Here is a 21,684-nt window from a genome sequence, read left to right as displayed (position 1 = left end):
TTTATCCACCTACTTAAACTACTATTTGTATCCCAAGGATTGAAGTGTTGATGGACTGTCTCTCCAATCTTTTTTAACTTTAATCCATAAATCAAGATAAACTCTGTTGCCTAAAAGTCTTTCTATTTCATATCTGGCCGTTTGACCAATTTTTTTAATCATCTTTCCCTCTTTTCCTATAATTATTGACTTATGAGATTCTTTTTCACAATATATAGTAGCATTTATATTAACTATATCTGAATGTTCTCCTTTTTTCATAGATATGACTTCCACAGCTGTACCATGTGGAACTTCTTCATCTAAATTATGGAGTATCTTTTCTCGAATAATCTCACCGACAATAAATTTCTCTGGTTGATCAGTTATCATATCGCCAGGAAAATATTGAGGTCCCTCAGGTAATTTGTCAACAATTAAATTAAGTAACGTATTGACATTATCTCCTTTTAGAGCCGAAATTGGAATTACCTCGTCAAATTGTAATACATTTTTAAAGTTTTCAATAGTTTGAGCTATTATTTCCTTTTTTACAGTATCAATTTTATTGATAACTAAAAAAACAGGTGTTTTCACATCTTTTAACTGTTCTAAAATATATTTATCCCCAGGTCCTATATTTTCGTCTGGATTTATAATATATATTATTAAATCAACTTCCCTTAGTGTATTTGTTGCAACCTTCATCATATATTCTCCTAGTTTATGCTTAGGTTTATGTAAACCAGGAGTATCAATAAATACAATCTGATAATTATCGTTAGTTAATATCGTTTGTATAGTATTTCTAGTTGTTTGAGGTTTATTTGAAATAATTGAAATTTTTTCACCTATCAAGTGGTTCATTAAAGTAGATTTACCCACATTAGGTCTTCCAATAATTGTTATAAATCCTGATTTGAATGTCCCCATTAAATAATTATCTCCTTTCAAGGTCATCATTAGTAAATGAATATGGTAATAGTTCTGATAATTTATGTTCCTTAAATTCTCCTTTATTATTTGCTACAATTATATCCAGATTAGGGTTAAACTCCGCCAAAACCTGTCTACAAATGCCACAAGGATATGTATAATTTGCACTGTCACTAATAATCGCTATTTTAATAAAATTTTTATTACCTTCTGAGATTGCTTTAAATAATGCTGTTCTTTCTGCACAATTAGTACCTCCGAAGGAAACATTTTCAATATTACATCCAGTATAAATTTTCCCATCATTGCACAGCAATGCAGCTCCAACTCTAAAATTTGAGTATGGCGCATATGCCTTTTCCTTTGCTGACATAGCTAATTGTACCATTTCTTTATTATCCATTTTATCCACCTCAACACGATTTTTAAAATATTACTTCAGGAATTTTAGATTAACCTTTTTGATTAATTAAGTCAAGTACACCTGGATAATTATTATATTATCTTATAAGTTATTCTAGAGCAAAAGAGGGAGTTTTATGCCTCCCTCTAAAATAATTTAAAAATTAATATCGTTATTAATATTCCTATAATTGAACCAACAAGTGTTTCATAAGTACTGTGAATTTTAGCTTCCACTCTACTCTGTGCAACTAAAAGAGCTAATAAATAAGCTAATGTAATTATTAACATATTTGGTATTAAAAGCGATATTGCCGTTGCTGCACCAAAGGCAATTGCACTATGTCCACTTGGCATACCACCCTTAAGTGGTGTTCCCTCACCATATATAGCTTTAATTATTATTGTAACTAAAATAACTAGTATTAAACAAATAAATACTACTGTTGGGTCTGATTGTTTTATTTTTAGTAAAACTTGATATGAAATGGGCTCTAATCTATCAAAAAAAAGTAAATATCCTACTACAACTGCATTTATAGCTGCAATTAAAACAGCTCCAGCTGCTACATTTTTAGATATTTTAACCAAGGGATGATAATAATTAGCAATAACATCTATTAATGCTTCAATAGCTGTGTTAACCATCTCAAGTACAATGACAAGTGTTATTGTAAGAAAAAGAATCAGCATTTCAACCTTAGACAAATCAAAAAATAAACTAAACAATAGCACTAGCATGGCAATGGTAATATGTATCTTCATGTTCCTTTGAGTTTTTACAGCATAAATAATACCCTCGATTGCATAATTAAAGCTATCTGCAAATTTTTTTAACTTCATTTTACCCATCCCTTATCTTACTAAATTCATTGAATTTAAAATCTCTTCTTCTTTTGTACGCATAAGTTTTCTTTCTTCTTCTGTTTCATGATCATGTCCAAGTAAATGAAGTATGCTATGTACAGTTAAAAAAGCAATTTCTCTTTCCAATGAATGATTATATTCTAGTGCCTGTTCACTTGCCCTTTCTATTGACAATATCATATCTCCTAAAATAACTTCACCACTATCGGGATTTGTATTTTCAACATTAATATCTAAATTATTGCCGTTAAAATAACCATCTTTAAAGAAAAGCATAGGAAAGGATAAAACGTCTGTTGCACTATCCTTTTTTCTAAACTCCCAATTATATTTCCTAATACCTTCATTATTTGTAATTATTATATTAATTTCATATGGATAATTAAAATTCTCATGCTTAAGAGCACTCTGAATAGATTTTTGTATTAAGTTTTTAATTTCTTTGGTGAATAAAAATTTATCCTCAATAACAAAGTCTATCATATTTATTCTCCTTTATACATTCTGATTGTTTAACTCTGGGTACTCAATTCTATTATGAAAAATTCCAACTAAAACCTTTATAAAAGACTCTTTTATTTTTTCTATTTCTTTTAAGGTTATTTCAGCGTTATTTAACTGATCATCATTAACTTTTTCATCAATTATTTTATTTACCATATTTTCAATTTCTACTACTGTAGGATTACTAATAGATCTCACTGCTGCTTCAACACTATCTGCCAACATGACGATGGCAGCTTCTTTGCTTTTAGGTTTTGGAGCATCGTATCTAAAGGCCTCTTCTTCTATAACATTGTCGACTTCATTTTTTGCTTGAACATAAAAGTACCTTACTAGTGTTGTCCCATGATGCTGTTCTATAATGTCTCTTATTACAGATGGTAGTTTATACTGATTTGCTAACTCTACACCATCCTTTACATGGGAAGTAATAATTAAAGTACTCAGTTTAGGTGTTATTTTATCATGAGGATTATCATTGGTTATTTGGTTCTCTTTAAAAAAATATGGACGTTTAATTTTACCAATATCATGATAATAAGCTCCTACCCTTGCTAAAAGGGAATTTGCTTTAATCTCATCTGCAGCGGTTTCAGCTAAATTTCCAACAATTATGCTATGATGGTAAGTTCCAGGTGCCTCAAACAACATTTTTTTAAGTAACGGCTGATTAGGGTTTGAAAGTTCTAATAATTTAATAGGTGTTATTATATCAAACATCTGCTCAAATATTGGCAATATACCAATAGCTAAAATTGCAGATAGTATTCCCGCTAACATACCAATGAAACTGTTAGTTAGATTTTGAAATAAATCAATGGCATTAATAAGCCCAAAGGAAAATATTAATGCAGCATTTAAAATTCCAATTACTAGTCCTCCCCAAAGCACAGTATGCCTTTGAACAATATTATTTAACAGCAAAACAGCTGCTATACTTCCAATTATGTAGAGTAAACATATTTCAAGGTTTAAATTTGTTATCAGTGCAATAAAAATTGTCGTAGGTATGCTGATTGATAAAGTCAATAATGGATCAAAAATTAATACTAATAAAAAAGCCATAAAATTTACACATGTTAAATATTGAGATATTAGATTTATGCCTAATGACAAATATGAATTAATACATAATGTAATGGCAATCATAAATAACTTACTATTGTTATTGAATATATCTCTTTTAAATTTATATAATGCAATGCCGATAACTATTTGTAAAATGATTATTATAACAGCAATTCCTGAATAGATTGCTATATCCATACCTGAGTTTTCTGTTAAAATTCCGGCTCTACGCATTAAACTAATATGTTTTTCACTAACAACTTCACCTTTTTGAATGATATTCTGATTTTTTTTAATAACAACAGGATCTATCTCTCTTTTTATTTTTATCTTGGCTTCCTGAGTTTTTTCCTTATCAAAAAATGCATTAGGTTTAATTAATGTATATCCGATATTAATTCCTATATCCTTCATCTGCTTGCTCATTGTAGAGTTTTTAAAAAAGAACTCCACATCTGATTGGGCTTTTTTCAAATCTTCAGAATTATTATCTCTTATTTCCTGAGACAATATATTTCCAATTACCTGAACTAGATATTCCGATAGTTCTGAAATTTCATATTCTCTCAGGGAAAGTATGGCTTTATAATCTTCTCTGCTTAGCTTTATAATCACTGGATTGCTTAACTTAATTATTTTTTCTTCCATGTCTATGTTGAGCTTTTTAATTTCTAATACTTTGTTGAAAAATCTTTGAATACTCTCTACTGCTTCCTCTGCGATTTCATTATTTTTATTATACTGTGGCTCAACATTAGCCAGTGCATTATTGATTCTGCTTTGTGTCTCACTTTGATCTACAAAGTCTCTTGGTGCTTTAATGTCAGCAGGTGAAATGTCTCCAACTTTTAAATTGTACTTCTGTGGTATTACACCAATTGCAGCACAAATAAACAATGAAATAAAAGTAAAAAATGCAATTAAAAATTTTTGAAACCTTTCGTCCTTTAATATTTTAAATATAAAAATCCTTTTGTGATTTACCATTTAATCACCTATTTCTTTATCATGATAAAATTTATCATATGCTTTTATAATATCCATAACTAGCTTATGTCTTACAACATCTCTAAAAGTAAGGTTTACAAAATCAATTCCCTCAATTCCTTTTAGTACCTTCACTGCCTCATGAAGTCCTGATTTCTTACCTGGTGCTAAATCCGTTTGAGTTAAATCCCCTGTTATTATTGCTTTAGACCCATATCCTAATCTAGTTAAAAACATCTTCATTTGTTCTGAAGTAGTATTTTGTGCTTCATCAAGTATTATAAAACAATCATCTAATGTTCTACCCCTCATATATGCTAATGGTGCAATCTCTATTATGTTAGATTCAACATATCTTTGGAAAGTTTCCATTCCTAATATATCATATAAGGCATCATAAAGTGGTCTTAAATAAGGATTTATTTTTTCTTGTAAATCTCCTGGTAAAAATCCAAGCTTTTCACCAGCTTCAACTGCAGGTCTTGTTAAAACAATTCTTGTCACTTTTTTTTCTTTAAGAGCTCTTACCGCCATTGCTATAGCAAGATACGTTTTTCCTGTCCCAGCTGTCCAATTCCAAAAACAATATCATTATTTTTGATAGAGTCTATATATGTTTTTTGACCTAGAGTTTTACACTTTACATATTTTCCACGAGCTGTAACTATTACCGTATCTTCTAGTAATTTATTAATATCCAGTGGATTATCATCCATCACTAATCCTATTATATAATTAACTGATTGTAATGTAACCATTTCCCCTTTTTGAGCTATATCTAATAGTTTAGTAATAACATCAGCGGCTAATTCTGTATTTCCTTCCCCTGTTATCTTTATTTCATCCTTTCGATTTACTACTTTAACATTAAATGTCTGCTCAATTAGTTTTATATTTTCATCATATTTGCCGAATAGATTAATTATTAAGTTAACATCGTCAATTAACATTTTAATGTCATTATGCAAATTTTCTCCTCCATTCTATTTTAGCTCCTGTACAATTCCTATGTTTTCTTCGAATAGATATAGAATCCTAACTTTAATGGATTTTTCATTTTTTTCTTTATAAATTTTTTTATCAAGTAGTTTACCATTTTGAGGCAATTTAGGATGAACATTATTCTCAGCGTTTTCAACAGCAATTTTTTTTGCCTCTTCTTCTGTTAGATTAACATTTTCTTCTATCTTTTGATAGTAAGTCTCTGTTATTTTCTCAATTTTTGTATTCATACCTTTTATATTAAGATTATTTTTCTCTATTATTTTATCATATTTTTCAAAGTCAATGTTATCATTTTTTAAATATATTTTTTTCCCAAGAAGCATAAAATAAATTTTTTGCTTAGTTATACCAGTTTTCAATTCCCTCTTGTAATGAAAATTTACTTCACTTATACCTTCATACCATGTTTTAGCATAAACAACTCCCATTGCATTTCCTATAGAAATTGGAAAATTATTTATATCTGTCAAAACACCTGATATTAATATCTGATCTTTTTTACATAATCGCCAATTTTCACTTCAGGCTGCCCCTTATATGATAAAATTTTTGTTATAATACCTTCTTTCCCAGCTATTACATTTGATGGTGTATTTTTTATTATTTCTGGCGGCATAGTCCTCTCAACGATATTAACCTTTATTTTAGTTCCAACTACCTTTATATTTACCACTGAAATTTCCTTAATTTCATTTTGCAGAGCATTTTCTACTTCTCTCAGTTTTAGGTTATATTTCATTCTTCCCTTTTTTATTCCTGCATTTTCAAGACTTTGATAAATTTTATCTGAACTTATTTTTTTATTACCATCTATTTCAATTGACCAGATTATGCTGGATAATAAGAATAAAATAAATAAAAAAACTATTACTCCAAATATAAAAAAACTTCTAGTTTTTAACTTATGCATTTGAAAGACAAATCCATATTTTTTCACTATTTTTACTCTACAATGAGAAAGTTTTGCAATTTTTTTTAGACCCCTATACTGAGAATATCTCATTTTAAACTCTAAAGTTGTAAAGTTAACCTTTCTTATATCACTCAACATTATTCCATTTTTTGATGCTAAATTTAAAAGCTTTTCTGGATTCAATCCTTCTATTCGAACTACTATATAACCTCTAAAATAACTTTCAATTCCCTTTACCCCCATCTTAACACCTCATTTAATAAATTCTATTGCCTCAGTGAAACCTGTTATTTTTATATCTTCTTGATTTATTTCACTTATCTCAAAGTTATACCCCTCAATGACAAGAACTCCTAAAACTGTGTTAATTCTTATTCTGTTAGTTCCGTATTCTAAAATACCCTTATGATTTTCAATATAGATTTCATTATTTCCTATTATTTTTATAACCGGCGTTTCTGATAATACTTCTTTTGGCAATTCAAGTGATGCTGAAAATCTTTCCTTTATGTTTATCTTTTTTACCATATAACTCTCCTAGAATGAATACTTTTATAATCTATTTTATGCTTATAAAATTTCTAAAATAACAACATTAATTTTAGGCAACATAAAAGACCCGCAAAATTGCGGGTCTATATTTTATTGCAAAAATTGTTTAACTATTTGGCTAACAAGCTTTCCATCCGCTCTTCCTTTTACTTTTGGCATAATAGAAGTCATAACTTTTCCCATTTCTTTAACGCTTGTTGCCCCAGTTTCATTCACAGCATTTTTAACAATTTCGGCTATTTCTTCTTCAGTTAGCTGCTGAGGAAGGTACTCAAGCAAAATATTAATTTCACCATTAACCTGGTCAACTAAATCCTGCCTATTACCTCTTTCGTATTCTACTATTGCGTCCCTTCTCTGCTTAACTTCCTTTGATAAAACAGAAATGATAGCCTCATCATCAAGTTTCGAGCCATCTACCTTTTCGGCTTGAAGAATAGCAGCTCTAGCCATACTCAAAACACTAGCTTTGAAACTATCTTTATTCTTTAAAGCTGTTTTCCAATCTTCTTGCAATCTTTCCTTGAGTGACATACTCACCCTTCTTTCATTATTTAAACTTTCTCTTTCTTGCAGCTTCTGACTTCTTCTTACGCTTTACACTTGGTTTTTCATAGTGTTCTCTTTTTCTAACTTCAGCAAGAACTCCTGCCCTTGCGCACTTTCTCTTAAATCTACGAAGAGCACTTTCAAGAGTTTCGTTTTCTCCTACTCTGATTTCTGACATTTAATCTCCCTCCCTCCGCTAAACAAAATGCAGACATTATCAATGTCGCTGTGAAGAAAGTTGCCTTTAATAGCACATATTATATTATATATTACACGTGTAAATATTGTCAATAAATATTGAAAACAATTTAGCCTGGTGGCCACTGCATTGTTCTCCCGCCTAATATATGAAAATGTAGATGCTTAACGGTTTGACCTGCATCATCGCCACAATTTGTAACTACTCTGAATCCAGATTCATCTAAATTAAAATCTTTTGCTATTGTCCTGATTTTTTCAAATATGTAGCTTACTATTTCAACATTTTCCTTCCTTAAATCCACTACAGATTCAATATGTTCCTTTGGTATTACTAAAATATGCACGGGAGCGGCTGGGCTTATATCATAAAAAGCTAAAATCTTTTCATCTTCATATACCTTCTTTGCCGGTATTGCTCCATCAACTATTTTACAAAATATGCAGTCCACTTTTATCACCTCCACCCTTTATAATTCAACACAAAATATGATTTTCCTTCTTTCATCTTATTCTTAAAGGCCTATTTTTCCAATTACTGTACCATCGTTATCAATTTTGCTAAGTAATATATCATCAATTATTTCACCAGATAAGTCTTTTGCTGATTGAACCTGTACTTTTATGTAATTTTTTGTGTAGCCCTTTGAATATCCATTTTTTGTTTCTTCAAACAATACATCCATTCTCTTATTTAAAAACTTATTGGTAAACTCCTTTTCATTTTTTTCATCCAGCTCAATTAATAGCTTACTTCTCTTATCTTTTATTTCTGGTGCCACCTGTTCGTTGAAAGTCGCAGCTTTTGTTCCCTTCCTTGGACTATACTTGAAAATATGCATTTTAGCTAGCTTTAACCTTTTCAAAAATTCAAAGGTTTCATTGAACTCCTCTTCTGTTTCCCCTGGAAAACCAACGATAATATCTGTTGTTATAGAAACATCTGAGAAAGTTTCCCTTAATTTGTTAACAATTATTTCATATTCCTCTGTTGTATAGTGCCTGTTCATTCTTTTTAATGTATTATTACAGCCACTTTGCAAGGAAAGATGAAAATGATGACATAATTTTTCTATCTTTGATAATCTTTCTATAACTTCATCAGTGAAAAAAGTTGGATCCACTGAACCAATTCTTATTCTCTTTAGATTTTCAAATTTATCTAATTTTTCTATAATGTCTACCAGGTTAATGTTGCCTAAATCCCTACCATAAGAAGCAACATGAATACCTGATAATATTATCTCCTTAAATCCATTTTCTACTAATTTTTGAACTTCCCTTACTATTTTTTCTGGCCTTTTACTCCTGACTGGACCTCTGGCATAAGGTATAAGACAATATGAACAAAATCTATCGCAACCATCTTGAATCTTTAAAAAAGCCCTTGTCTTATCTTGATATTCATCTATTTCTAAATCTTCAAATTCCCTGATTGTCATTATGTTCTCTACATGTTTTATTTGTTTTTTCTCAGCTAGAAACTTTTCTACTAAATCTACTATTTTACCTTTATCTGAAGTGCCTACGACAACATCAACTCCTTCAATTGAAGCTACCTCGTCTGGGGCTACTTGTGCATAGCAACCTGCAACTGCAACTACAGCATCCGGGTTAATTTTTTTTGATTTCCTTATCATTTGTCTTGATTTTTTATCTCCTACATTAGTAACTGTACATGTGTTAATAATGTAAATATCAGCAAAATCATCAAAATCAACTATTGTGTAACCTTTTTTTAAAAATGCCTCAGACATTGCTTCGGTTTCATATTGATTCACCCTACATCCTAATGTAAAAAATGCAACTTTTCTCATTTATACCCTCCCATATCTCCTATTTCGTATAAAATCATAATGGTAGCTGCGAATCCTGCAGTTTCTGTTCTTAATATTCTCTTTCCTAATGTAACAGGTATAATGCCTTTACTTAGACAAATGTTAACTTCCTGGTCATCAAATCCACCTTCAGGTCCAATAAATATTCCAACCTTTTTTATTTCAGTAGTTTTTTCATTTAATACATTTTTGATTCCATGCCCATGTTGATTTTCATATGGCAATATAGAAATATCCATATCCTCCATCAAAAGAACTGCATCCTCAAAGTTTATTGGTTCTAAAACCTTTGGTATAATACCTCTTTTGCTTTGCTTTGCAGCCTCTTCACTTATTCTGTTCCATCTCTCAAGCTTACCTTTTAAATCTCTATTTTCTACCTTAACCACAGTTCTTTTAGTAATAACCGGTTGAATCCTAACTACTCCAATTTCTACGCATTTTTGTATTATCAAGTCCATTTTTTGAGCTTTAGGCAAACCTTGGAATAATGTGATTTCTACTTCAGGTTCATTCTCATTAATCTTTGATTGCTTAATTTTGCACAATATTTCCTTCTTATTAATCTGGTGAATCTCACAAATATATTCGTTTTTATTTCCATCACAAACTATAATTTCTTCTTCCTTTTTTAGCCTTAATACCTTGGAAATATGGTTAACATCATCTCCATCGATAATTATAGTGCTTTCTTTTATGTTATCTTTGTTTACGAAAAATCTATGCATATTTCTCTCCTTTACTTAATCTTTGAAACTATAGCAACCCAGTCTCCCATTTCTCTAATTTCAAGAATTGAAAAATTTGCATCTTCTAGGGCCTTTAATACATCTTCTTTTCTATCATTAATTATACCTGATGATATGAATAAGCTTTCATTTTTCATAAAAGGTTTAACTATTTTTGTTAAATGTACAATAACATCTGCTATTATGTTAGCCACAATTATATCAGCTTTTCCTTCAACCACTTCTACAAGGTTTCCGCATTTAATTTCTACATTATCTAAATTATTAAAATTAACATTTTCTTTTGCAGCATCAACTGCTACTTCATCTAAATCAACTCCAACAACTTTCTTAGCACCAAGCTTTGAAGCTGTTATTGCAAGTATTCCTGAACCTGTGCCGATATCAAAAACCACGTCATCGCCATCCACATATTTTTCCAACAACTCTACACACATCATTGTTGTTTCATGTGTTCCAGTACCAAAAGCCATACCAGGATCCAATTCAATTATTAATTCATCATCCTTTTTATCATAATCTTCCCATGTTGGCTTTATAACTATTCTTTTACCGAGTTTTAGTGTCTTATAGTACTTTTTCCAAGATGTAGCCCAATCTTCTTCAAAAACTGCCATATGAATAACTTTTCCATCCCCAACGTTAACTCCGAGACCTTTAAGTTCTTTAATTTTATCTTCTATGTATTTAATTATTTTTTCTATATCTTCTTCCTGGCTGAAATAACCTTTAACAACCGCTGCTTTATCTCCATATTCAAAAATATTGGAATCTGCAAAATCCCAGCTTAAAGGACCTTGTTCCCTGCTAGCTATGTCATTAGGATCTTCAATGGCCACACCCTTAACATCCAAACCATAGAAAATTCCTGATATAGGTTCAACTGCTTCACTTGTTGTTATTACTTTAACTTCTATCCATTTTCCCTGCACAATCTTCATTCCCTTCATTGTAATTCTATAAACTATATTATTATAAAACAAATAGTTTTTCTATCTATAATTTTGCACAATTATTTAAAATATAAAACAAAATGTATTTAATTTAATTTAATTTAATGTAAATCCAAAACTCTATAACTTTCTATCAGTTTTTAAAATATCCCATTTAATTAAATAAAAGCAGCACAATTTAATGTGACTGCTTTTTAAAATTAGCTGCTAAAAGCATCTTTTACTTTATCCATAAAGGATTTTTTTGTTTCTGCAACTTCTTCATTAAATGCTACCGCAAGTTTTTTCATTAGATCCCTCTGTTCATCATTTAATTTCCTTGGAATTTCAACATTGACTTGAACATATAAATCTCCTCTTCCACCACCTCGAAGTTTTGGAATTCCTTTGCCCTTAACTTTAATTACAGTACCTGTCTGAGTACCCTCTTGTATTTGATGTTTCTCTGAACCCTCAAGTGTTGGAATATTTATCTCTCCACCTAACGTTGCTTTTATAAAAGAAATTGGTAACTCACAAACTAGATCAAAACCTTGCCTCTTAAACAATTTGTGAGGTTTAACTTTTATATGAATATATAAATCTCCTGGCCCACCACCTCTAATACCTGGTTCTCCTTCTCCACGTAGTGGAATAGTGTTGCCATTATCCACTCCAGCTGGAATATTAATGGAAACAACTTTTTTTCTTTTAATTTTTCCTTTTCCCAAGCAATCTGGACATGGACTTTCTACTATCTTTCCTTCTCCATTACACTTATCACATGTTGTAACACTAACAAAACTTCCAAATGGAGTCCGTTTTTGAGTCTTCATTTGTCCTGTTCCGTTACATTTATCACATGTTTTAGGTGATGTTCCTGGTTTTGCACCTGTACCATTGCATTTTTCACAGGTTTCATATCTGTATACATCAATATCTTTTTTAACACCAAAGGCAGCTTCTTCAAAGGCTAATTCAAGAACATATTCTAAATCAGCACCCCTTTGAGGACCATTGTTTCTTCTTCTTGAAGATGATCCTCCAAACATGTCACCGAATATATCACCAAATATATCTGAAAAACCTCCAAATCCTTCAAACCCTTCGAAACCTCCAAAACCTCCAAAGCCACCCTGGCCGTTAAAGTCTGTTGTTCCGAACTGATCATATTGTTGTCTCTTTTGAGGATCTGAAAGTACTTGATATGCTTCGTTTATTTCTTTAAATTTATTTTCTGCTTCTTTATTTCCAGGATTTTTATCTGGATGATACTTTATTGCTAATTTTCTAAAAGCCTTCTTTATATCTTCTTCTGAGGCATTTTTTTCAACACCAAGAATTGAATAGTAGTCTTTAGACACAAATTTCACCACCTTCCACATGTTTTAAGGAGGGATTAAATCCCCCCTTATTATTTGTCATCCCTAACGTCATAATCTGCATGTACTTCACCGTCATTATTCATGTTTTGTCCTTGAAAACCTTGACCTTGTGGATTATTTTGCTGATACATTTTTGAAGAAATTTCATAGAATTTTTGTGTTAATTCTTCAGTTGCTGCTTTAATAGCTCCTATATCAGTTCCCTTTAGTTTTTCCTTTAAATTATTTACTTTATCCTCAATTTCTTTTTTCTCAGAATCACTAATTTTTCCTTCAAGTTCTTTTAACGTCTTTTCTGTTTGATAAACTATTGAATCTGCATTATTTCTAACTTCTATTTCTTCTTTTCTCTTTTTATCTTCTTCTGCATATCTTTCTGCTTCTTTTACTGCTTTATCAATTTCTTCATCTGATAAATTGGTTGAAGCTGTTATTGTAATATTTGCTTCCTTTCCTGTACCTAAATCCTTTGCAGAAACATGTACTATACCATTTGCATCTATATCAAAAGTTACTTCTATTTGTGGAATTCCTCTAGGTGCAGGTGGTATACCTGATAAAGTAAATCTTCCTAATGTTTTGTTATCACTAGCCATTTGTCTTTCACCCTGAAGAACGTGTATTTCAACGGATGTCTGACCATCAGCTGCAGTTGAGAATACTTGACTCTTCTTTGTTGGTATAGTTGTGTTTCTTGGTATAAGAACAGTTGATACTCCACCTAATGTTTCTATTCCAAGTGAAAGAGGAGTTACATCAAGTAAAAGAACATCCTTTACTTCTCCTGTTAATACACCTGCTTGTATAGCAGCTCCAACAGCTACACATTCATCTGGGTTTATTCCCTTACTTGGTTCCTTACCTGTAAAATTCTTAACAGCTTCCTGAACAGCTGGTATTCTAGTTGAACCACCTACAAGAACAACTTTGTCAATATCATTTATTGATAATCCTGCATCTTTTAGTGCATTTCTCATTGGCTCAATTGTAGCCTGAACTAGATCATGTGTTAGTTCGTTAAATTTAGCCCTTGTTAGATTTAATGTTAAATGTTTTGGGCCTGTAGCATCAGCAGTGATAAATGGAAGATTTATTTCTGTGCTTTGTGAAGCAGATAATTCTATTTTTGCCTTTTCCGCTGCTTCTTTCAATCTTTGCATAGCCATTTTATCATTTCTTAAATCTATTCCATTTTCAGCCTTAAATGTGTCTATTAAAAAGTTCATTATCTTTTCGTCAAAATCGTCTCCACCTAGACGTGTATTACCATTGGTTGCCTTAACCTCAAATACGCCATCACCAATTTCTAGTATAGATACGTCAAATGTACCTCCACCTAAATCATAAACCATAATCTTCTGATTTTTATCAACCTTATCTAATCCATAAGCTAAAGATGCAGCTGTTGGCTCATTTATAATTCTTAGTACATCTAGTCCAGCTATTTTTCCAGCATCTTTTGTTGCTTGTCTTTGGCTATCATTAAAATAAGCTGGAACAGTGATTACCGCTTGTGTTACTGGTTCACCCAAGTAAGCTTCTGCATCAGCCTTAAGCTTCATTAATATCATTGCTGATATCTCTTGTGGTGTATAGTCTTTTCCGTCTATATTAACTTTATGGTTTGTTCCCATATGTCTTTTAATTGATATTATTGTTCTCTCTGGATTTGTTATCGCTTGTCTTTTTGCTACCTGTCCAACAATTCTTTCACCATTTGGTTTAAACGCAACAACTGACGGAGTAGTTCTTGCTCCTTCTGAATTCTGAATAACAACAGGTTCTCCACCTTCCATGAATGCTACACATGAATTTGTAGTTCCAAGGTCAATACCTATTACCTTTCCCATTATTTTTCCTCCTTTATATCTTATTTATGTTAATTTGCTACTTTTACCATACTATATCTAAGTACTCTGTCTTTGTAGATATATCCCTTTTGAAATACTTCTACAACTATATTTTTATCAAAATTTTCATCTTCTATATGCATTACTGCATTATGATAGTTTGGATTAAATTCTTCACCTTCAGATTTTATTTCTTCCACACCTAGTTTTGCTAAAGTGTCCTTAAACATCTTTAATACCATCTCAACTCCATCTGAAAAACTATTTTTTTCAGTATTAAAGCTAACGGCTCTTTCAAGGTTATCCAATATAGGTAATATCTCTTTTATTGAATCTCCAAAACCATCATCATACATGCTTTCTTTTTCTTTTGCAGTTCTTTTCCTGAAATTGTCAAACTCAGCCTTTGTTCTTTTTAGCATATCTAGATATTCCTGACACTGTTTGTCTTTTTCTTCAATTATTTTTTTTAACTCTTCATTAACGTCTTCGCTTTTTCCTTCTACTTCTGTGTCTACATTGTCATTACAATCCATATTGTTTTGTACTTCATCTTCAAGTATTTCTGAAGATGTATGGACAGTATTTTCATTTTCTTTCATTCATATCACCCCGATAACGTAAAGTAAGTTATTATACTATTCCTTTGAAGTATTCTTTAACATATCATTTATAGTTGTAGAAATTAGCTTCAGCGTTCCTATAACTTTTCCATAATCCATACGAGTTGGTCCAATAACTCCAATATGTCCAACTGTTTTGTTATTTATCCTGTATGTGGCTTTGACAATACTGCAATCCTTTATTCCATCGTAAATATTTTCATTACCTATATAAACTGAATAGTTATTATCATCCACCGTAAGAATTTTTTTGATTATATCTTTTTTATCCAAGATAGATAAGAAATTCTCTGCTTTTTCTATATCCTTGTATTCAGGATGCTTAAAAATGTTAGTTACTCCCTCTAAAAATACATCACAATCCATAGATGTTAAGCACTCATATAAGGCTGGTATTATAGCATTTAGAATTTCAGTGTAACCACGTAACTCACTCTGTATTGATGAAATTACTTCTAAATTAATTTCATTTAAAGTCAAACCAGACAACTTTTCATTTAGCATATTATTTATCTTAATCAATGTATCATTTGTGATTGATCTAGGTGTATTTATAACAAAATTTTTTATAATACCTGTGTCCGTCACAATCACAGCAACAATATCATTTGATGTAACATGGATTAGTTGTATTGATTTAACTGAGCTATTTTTTACAGATGGAGTCACTATAGCTGAAGTATAACAAGTTATTTGGGAAAGCATCTTTGTCATTCTTTTTATAATTTTGTTAATCTCGTTTACAGTAACTAATTGCATCATATTTTTCATATATTCTATTTCTTTAACTGTTGGAACATTTACTTCCATTAATTCATTAACATAAAATCTATATCCTTTATCTGAAGGTATTCTTCCCGCTGAAGTATGAGGCTGTTGAAGGTAACCTAATTCTTCTAAATCAGCCATTTCGTTTCTAATAGTTGCTGAACTTATGCCTATTTCTTGTTTTTTTGATATACTCCTTGAACCAACGGGTTCAGCTGTCTGAATATAGTCATTAACAATTGCCCTTAGTATAAGTTTTTTTCTTTCCCCTAAATCCATGTTATCACCTCCTCATTGTTAGCACTCTTCTTTATTGAGTGCTAACGTTACGATATAAAAATATCACTACTAGGTAAATTTGTCAATATCCCCATATAATTTTTATTCCATCAAAAAATGTAGAAATACTTGATTTGATAAATCTATTCCTTTCGGAGTTAATTTAATGCTTGATTTATCGTTAATTATTAAGTTTTGTCTTTCAAGCTTAATTATTTCTTTTTGAAATATGTCCTCTACTTTTAAATTAAATCGTTCTTCAAAATCTTTTTTGTTTATTCCTTCAATCATTCTTAATCCTAAAAACATATATTCTGAAATCTCATCATTTTTAGTAATTTTAATTCTTTCTTCAACAGCTGACCCATTTGCCATAGCCTTAATATATCCATCAGTTTTTCTTATATTAAAATATCTAAATCCATTTTCATAAGAATGTGCCCCTGAACCTACTCCTATATATTCTTTGTTCTTCCAATATGTTATATTATGTTTGCATTCATATCCATTCATAGAGAAATTTGATATTTCATATTGATTCAATCCGTTACTGTTCAACTTTGATACAGAATAATAATACATTTGTCTTTCATCAGACTCATCAACGACTTTTAATTCTCCCTCCATTTCCATTTTATAAAATGGAGTCCCTTCTTCTATTATAAGACTATAACAAGATATGTGTTCTGGCTTAATTTTCAAAACATTATCAACAGTTTCAATCCAATCTTCAACTGACTGTTCTGGAATTGCAAACATTAAATCTATATTGACATTATTAAATTGTTCTTTTCTAATCAAATCATAGCTAAATAGAAAATCATTTAAGTCATGAACTCTGCCAAGCTTTTTTAACAGCCTATCCTGCCATGCCTGAAGTCCCATTGAAATTCGATTTACTCCAAATTCCTTTAATAATTTTATTTTATCCCCCGTAATTGTCCCTGGATTAGCTTCAAATGTAAATTCTTTACTGTTAAATTTCATAAGTTCCTTTAGAAGTTTTTCCATGTTTTTTAAATTTAAAATGGTGGGAGTACCCCCACCAACAAAAATAGTATTAAATTCATCATAATCCAAAGATCGTATTTCTTTAATCAAAGCCTCTACATATGCATCCTGTAAATTTAAATCAGAATTTGAGTTAAAATCACAATATAAACATTTTTTAATACAAAAGGGTATGTGTACATATAATGAATTCATAATCAATCCACCTTCAAAACTGACATAAATGCTTCTTGTGGCACTTCAACTGTACCAATCTGTTTCATTCTCTTCTTACCTTCTTTTTGTTTCTCAAGGAGTTTCTTCTTTCTAGTTATATCCCCACCGTAGCATTTAGCAAGTACATCCTTCCTTAATGCTCTGATGGTTTCTCTAGCTATAATCTTAGATCCTATTGCTGCTTGAATTGGGATTTCAAACATCTGTCTTGGAATTATGTCTTTCAGCTTTTCTGCTATTGCTCTTCCCTTTTGATAAGCTCTTTCCTTTGGTACTATTTGAGATAAAGCATCAACGATATCACCGTTCAGCAATATATCTAGTTTTACCAATTCTGACTGCATATATCCTGCTAATTCATAATCTAATGATGCATAACCCTTCGTTCTTGATTTTAATGTATCAAAAAAGTCATAAACTATTTCATTTAACGGCATAACATAATGCAACATAACCCTTGTAGTCTCTAAATATTCCATATTTTTAAAGGTGCCTCTTTTTTCCTGACATAAATCCATAACTGCTCCAACAAATTCAGTTGGACAAATTATCGAAGCTTTTACGATTGGTTCTTCCATGTAATCTATCTCTGATGGTTCAGGCATATTAGTTGGATTTGTTAAATCTATTACTTCACCATTAGTTTTAGTAATTTTATAGATAACACTTGGTGCTGTTGTAACTAAATCGAGGTTATACTCTCGTTCAAGTCTTTCTTGTATTATCTCCATATGAAGCAGTCCTAAGAAACCGCATCTAAAACCAAATCCAAGTGCTATTGACGTTTCTGGTTCAAAAACTAATGCTGCATCATTCAATTGCAGTTTTTCTAATGCTTCCCTTAATTCTGTGTATTTTGCCCCATCTGCTGGATATATTCCACAATAAACCATAGGTATTGCAGGTCTATATCCCTCAAGTGGTTCTTTAGCTGGCCTTTCAGCCTCTGTTATAGTATCACCAACTCTGGCATCCCTTACATTTTTTATGCTAGCTGTAACATATCCAACATCTCCTGCCTTTAATTCCTGGGTGTTTAAAAGACTTGGAGTAAAAATTCCAACCTCTGCAACTTCATATTCCTTTTCAGTAGCCATTAGGCGAATTTTAGTTCCTGGTTTTATACTTCCTTCCATTACCCTTACATAACAAACAACACCTTTATAAGAATCGTAATAGCTATCAAAAATTAATGCTCTTAGTGGATCTTCCTCATCTCCTGATGGACAAGGAATCTTTTCAACAATTGTTTTTAAAACTTCTTCAATACCTAATCCTACCTTAGCAGAAATTAAAGGTGCATCAGAAGCATCCAAACCTATTATATCCTCAATCTCTTGCTTAACTTCATCTGGTCTTGCGCTTGGTAAATCTATTTTATTTATAACCGGAACAATTTCCAAATCATGATCGAGGGCTAGATAGCAATTTGCCAAAGTCTGAGCCTGTATTCCCTGTGTGGCGTCTACTACTAATATTGCACCTTCACATGCTGCTAAACTTCTTGAAACTTCATAATTAAAATCCACATGACCTGGGGTATCGATTAAATTTAATATATACTCTTGTCCATTCTCATCTGTATGGATTAGTCTAACAGCCTGTGCTTTTATTGTAATTCCTCTTTCTTTTTCAAGTTCCATCGTATCCAGTACCTGAGCTTCCATTTCTCTTTGGGTAAGGGTTCCTGTCTTCTCAATTAATCTATCAGCTAATGTTGATTTTCCATGATCTATATGTGCTATTATACAGAAATTACGTATTCTTTTCTGTCTACTGCTGGCCATAGGTATCCTCCTTATATTACACATTATCTTTTGTTCTTAACTTAGAATAAATCAAGTTAAATTATATCACATATATCCATTAATGTGTCAACAATAAGTAGATAGCACAGCTTTAAATCTTTATTTATTTATAATCTTTGCTATTGTCTTTGCAAGAATCTCAGCTGTATTTATGGCTTCCTCCATTGTATTTTCATTTGATCCAACCTCTATAAGAACAACATTGGGAGATAGATCCTGGTTTAAATAGGCATTCATATTTCTAAATCCCTTTGATATACCTGGATACATGCCATCTACTATATCATTTATTTGTCTTGCTGTATTTAAATTTTTTGCATAATTTTTATTTTTACTTCCTAAGACAAACATAATTTTAGCATATAGTTCATTATTGGCCTTTACTGTAAAAATATTTTTATCTCCAGCATCTCTATGTAAATCTATTATTATTTTAAAATTTTTATATTTGGCAAGATATTTTTTTAAAGTCACCCTTGATTTTTCATACCCCTTTTCTCTTACTGGTATGTCATGGATTGTTGTATCATGAATTACTGCAATGCCATATTTGTTTTCTAGTTCATCCTTCATATATTCACCAACTTTTACAACTCCTAGATTTAAATTTGTCGAATGATTTGCCCCCTCAATCTTCCTGGGATTATATGCTTCCTGTGTGTGGGTATGATATATCAAAACCAATGGTTTTCTTGGATCCAGTTTTGCTTTCTTAGCTTCCACATTATTTTTAGGAACAATAGTTTTTATTTCAACATTTGATTTTCCTGTATTACTATTTTTTGATTCATTATTTTCTTCTATTAATTCATCAGTATTTTCATCAACCTTTTCTTCTTCCAGTTTATACTCCTCATAATTCTCTTCATCATTAATAGAAGTAATATCAACAGAATTTAATAAAGGTATTTGTGATGCTATGTATGTTTTTGGATTTGTCAATTCAATGTTTGTTAGATATTTAAATAAAATATTTGGCATGCTATTCTTTTTTACATAACTTTTTTTGTTCATTGTAAATTCTAAAGAAGTAAAAGACTTTTCCAATAGTTTTTTATAAATATTATCTTGATTCAAATTTATATCAGAAGCTAGAGTTACTGAATTTACAAGCGGTGTTAAGAGCATTACAAAAATTATAATCCCAGTTAAAAAAAACAAGCACCTGATAATCGGTTCCTTTTTATTCATGTCCATTTTCTCATCTCCTTTGTAAATATGCCTTATTAATTATATGGCAGGAGATTAGAAAATAGCACAAAAATAGCCCCTGTTAGGGACTATTGAATATACCTGTTAACATCTTTTAGGTCAATGGCAGGATGAAGTGCTATATTTATACCATTTCCTATGACCTTAGCCATATCTTCTATCAGACTGTCAATCTCCTTTGGAGTTACCATCAAATCTCCTATATATGGATTTAATATCTCTTTTATCATAACATATTTCTCGTTTTTATCTATATCTTTAAGCATTTCATAGAATGCTTTGTTATCTTTTGTTTGCTCTATAAGATTATCTATCATCATATCTATGGTATCATTTGCCATAGTTGCCGCATCAACAACAGTTGGAACTCCAATAGCAATAACAGGAACTCCCATCGTATCCTTGGTAAAAGCCATACGCTTATTTCCAACACCTGAACCTGGGCTAATTCCTGTATCTCCTATCTGTATCGTTGTTACAACACGTTCCATTTTTCTTGAAGCAAGAGCATCTATAACTATAATCACACTAGGTTTTACCTTTGAAACAATACCTTGAATTATTTCAGCTGTTTCAATTCCAGTGATACCAAGTACACCAGGGGCAACTGCACAAACTGGATTTATTCCCTCATCAATCTGCTCTGGCATATATTCTTTTAAATGTCTTGTAATCATTAGCTTTGATATTACCCTTGGACCTAAGGCATCAGGAGTAACATTCCAATTACCTAACCCCACTACAAGTGCAGTTTCATTTTCTTTCAAATTAATAAGCTTCCCTAATTCCTTTGCTAAGGTTTTGCTTAGAAGGTCATGAAAATCTGCATCATAATGTATAATGCGCGGCGTTTCAATTGTTATATAATTTCCTATTGCTTTACCCATTATCTTTGCACCTATTTCATCAACAATTTTTACAGTAGTAATACTGATTTCATTTTCACTATTCACTTCTACTTCAACACCAGGAACTTCTCTACCGCTACCTTTTTTATATAATTCACGTGACTCAACTGCTAAATCTGTTCTTATATTTATCATAATTCTTACA

General features: G+C 31.0%; 20 protein-coding genes and 2 pseudogenes. All 22 read right to left on the bottom strand.

Translation table 11 applies throughout. The annotated features are described in order from the left end of the window. Nucleotides 1-21 precede the first annotated feature (21 nt). Nucleotides 22-912, bottom strand: coding sequence for a GTPase Era (gene era, locus Q428_RS09135; protein WP_035380255.1), 891 nt, complete (start codon nt 910-912; stop codon nt 22-24). 7 nt (nt 913-919) lie between these two features. Then, nucleotides 920-1,318, bottom strand: coding sequence for a cytidine deaminase (locus Q428_RS09130; RefSeq protein ID WP_035380253.1), 399 nt, complete (start codon nt 1,316-1,318; stop codon nt 920-922). Between the two features lie 146 nt (nt 1,319-1,464). Beyond that, a complete protein-coding gene (locus Q428_RS09125) occupies nt 1,465-2,160 on the bottom strand; it encodes a diacylglycerol kinase (RefSeq protein ID WP_035380251.1) in 696 nt (231 codons plus the stop codon). 12 nt (nt 2,161-2,172) lie between these two features. After that, nucleotides 2,173-2,667 (bottom strand): rRNA maturation RNase YbeY, encoded by a 495-nt coding sequence (gene ybeY, locus Q428_RS09120; protein WP_035380249.1) that lies wholly within the window; start codon nt 2,665-2,667, stop codon nt 2,173-2,175. Nucleotides 2,668-2,679: 12 nt separating this feature from the next. Continuing rightward, the gene (locus Q428_RS09115; protein ID WP_035380247.1) at nt 2,680-4,743 is read right to left on the bottom strand and encodes an HD family phosphohydrolase; all 2,064 of its coding nucleotides are present in this window, start codon (nt 4,741-4,743) and stop codon (nt 2,680-2,682) included. Further along, a pseudogene (locus Q428_RS09110) lies at nt 4,744-5,693 on the bottom strand (PhoH family protein). A 33-nt stretch (nt 5,694-5,726) separates the two neighbouring features. Next, nucleotides 5,727-6,904 (bottom strand): annotated as a pseudogene (gene yqfD / locus Q428_RS15995) (sporulation protein YqfD). 9 nt (nt 6,905-6,913) lie between these two features. Next, the gene (yqfC, locus tag Q428_RS09095; RefSeq protein ID WP_035380241.1) at nt 6,914-7,189 is read right to left on the bottom strand and encodes a sporulation protein YqfC; all 276 of its coding nucleotides are present in this window, start codon (nt 7,187-7,189) and stop codon (nt 6,914-6,916) included. A 114-nt stretch (nt 7,190-7,303) separates the two neighbouring features. After that, on the bottom strand, nt 7,304-7,747 hold the full coding sequence (locus tag Q428_RS09090; RefSeq protein ID WP_035380239.1) for a GatB/YqeY domain-containing protein: 444 nt from the start codon (nt 7,745-7,747) through the stop codon (nt 7,304-7,306). Nucleotides 7,748-7,763: 16 nt separating this feature from the next. Next, nucleotides 7,764-7,940, bottom strand: a complete 177-nt coding sequence (gene rpsU, locus Q428_RS09085; RefSeq protein ID WP_035380237.1) for a 30S ribosomal protein S21 — start codon at nt 7,938-7,940, stop codon at nt 7,764-7,766. Between the two features lie 130 nt (nt 7,941-8,070). Next, the gene (locus tag Q428_RS09080; RefSeq protein WP_035380235.1) at nt 8,071-8,412 is read right to left on the bottom strand and encodes a histidine triad nucleotide-binding protein; all 342 of its coding nucleotides are present in this window, start codon (nt 8,410-8,412) and stop codon (nt 8,071-8,073) included. A 63-nt stretch (nt 8,413-8,475) separates the two neighbouring features. Then, a complete protein-coding gene (mtaB, locus tag Q428_RS09075) occupies nt 8,476-9,777 on the bottom strand; it encodes a tRNA (N(6)-L-threonylcarbamoyladenosine(37)-C(2))-methylthiotransferase MtaB (RefSeq protein ID WP_035380233.1) in 1,302 nt (433 codons plus the stop codon). Beyond that, complete coding sequence (locus Q428_RS09070; protein ID WP_035380231.1) at nt 9,774-10,526, bottom strand: 16S rRNA (uracil(1498)-N(3))-methyltransferase; 753 nt, start codon at nt 10,524-10,526, stop codon at nt 9,774-9,776. Before Q428_RS09070 ends, mtaB begins: the two co-directional genes overlap by 4 nt. 11 nt (nt 10,527-10,537) lie before the next feature. Then, complete coding sequence (gene prmA / locus Q428_RS09065; protein ID WP_035380230.1) at nt 10,538-11,479, bottom strand: 50S ribosomal protein L11 methyltransferase; 942 nt, start codon at nt 11,477-11,479, stop codon at nt 10,538-10,540. Between the two features lie 221 nt (nt 11,480-11,700). Next, nucleotides 11,701-12,864 carry a molecular chaperone DnaJ gene (gene dnaJ / locus Q428_RS09060; RefSeq protein WP_035380228.1) on the bottom strand — a complete coding sequence of 388 codons (1,164 nt, stop codon included), beginning with the start codon at nt 12,862-12,864 and terminating at the stop codon, nt 11,701-11,703. Nucleotides 12,865-12,893: 29 nt separating this feature from the next. Further along, nucleotides 12,894-14,714 carry a molecular chaperone DnaK gene (gene dnaK, locus Q428_RS09055; RefSeq protein WP_035380226.1) on the bottom strand — a complete coding sequence of 607 codons (1,821 nt, stop codon included), beginning with the start codon at nt 14,712-14,714 and terminating at the stop codon, nt 12,894-12,896. Between the two features lie 29 nt (nt 14,715-14,743). Further along, nucleotides 14,744-15,316: a nucleotide exchange factor GrpE gene (gene grpE / locus Q428_RS09050; protein ID WP_035380224.1), complete on the bottom strand. Its 573-nt coding sequence runs from the start codon at nt 15,314-15,316 to the stop codon at nt 14,744-14,746. Nucleotides 15,317-15,352: 36 nt separating this feature from the next. Further along, nucleotides 15,353-16,384 carry a heat-inducible transcriptional repressor HrcA gene (hrcA, locus tag Q428_RS09045; protein ID WP_035380222.1) on the bottom strand — a complete coding sequence of 344 codons (1,032 nt, stop codon included), beginning with the start codon at nt 16,382-16,384 and terminating at the stop codon, nt 15,353-15,355. A gap of 102 nt (nt 16,385-16,486) precedes the next feature. Then, a complete protein-coding gene (hemW, locus tag Q428_RS09040) occupies nt 16,487-17,590 on the bottom strand; it encodes a radical SAM family heme chaperone HemW (RefSeq protein ID WP_035380220.1) in 1,104 nt (367 codons plus the stop codon). A 2-nt stretch (nt 17,591-17,592) separates the two neighbouring features. Further along, on the bottom strand, nt 17,593-19,398 hold the full coding sequence (lepA, locus tag Q428_RS09035) for a translation elongation factor 4 (RefSeq protein ID WP_035380218.1): 1,806 nt from the start codon (nt 19,396-19,398) through the stop codon (nt 17,593-17,595). Between the two features lie 120 nt (nt 19,399-19,518). Further along, nucleotides 19,519-20,616, bottom strand: a complete 1,098-nt coding sequence (gene spoIIP / locus Q428_RS14545; protein WP_051515081.1) for a stage II sporulation protein P — start codon at nt 20,614-20,616, stop codon at nt 19,519-19,521. A gap of 83 nt (nt 20,617-20,699) precedes the next feature. Then, nucleotides 20,700-21,674: a GPR endopeptidase gene (gpr, locus tag Q428_RS09025; protein WP_035380277.1), complete on the bottom strand. Its 975-nt coding sequence runs from the start codon at nt 21,672-21,674 to the stop codon at nt 20,700-20,702. Nucleotides 21,675-21,684 lie beyond the last annotated feature (10 nt).

This window comes from Fervidicella metallireducens AeB (assembly GCF_000601455.1).
Lineage (GTDB): Bacteria > Bacillota > Clostridia > Clostridiales > Caloramatoraceae > Fervidicella > Fervidicella metallireducens.
This window is presented reverse-complemented; position numbering and strand designations above follow the sequence as displayed.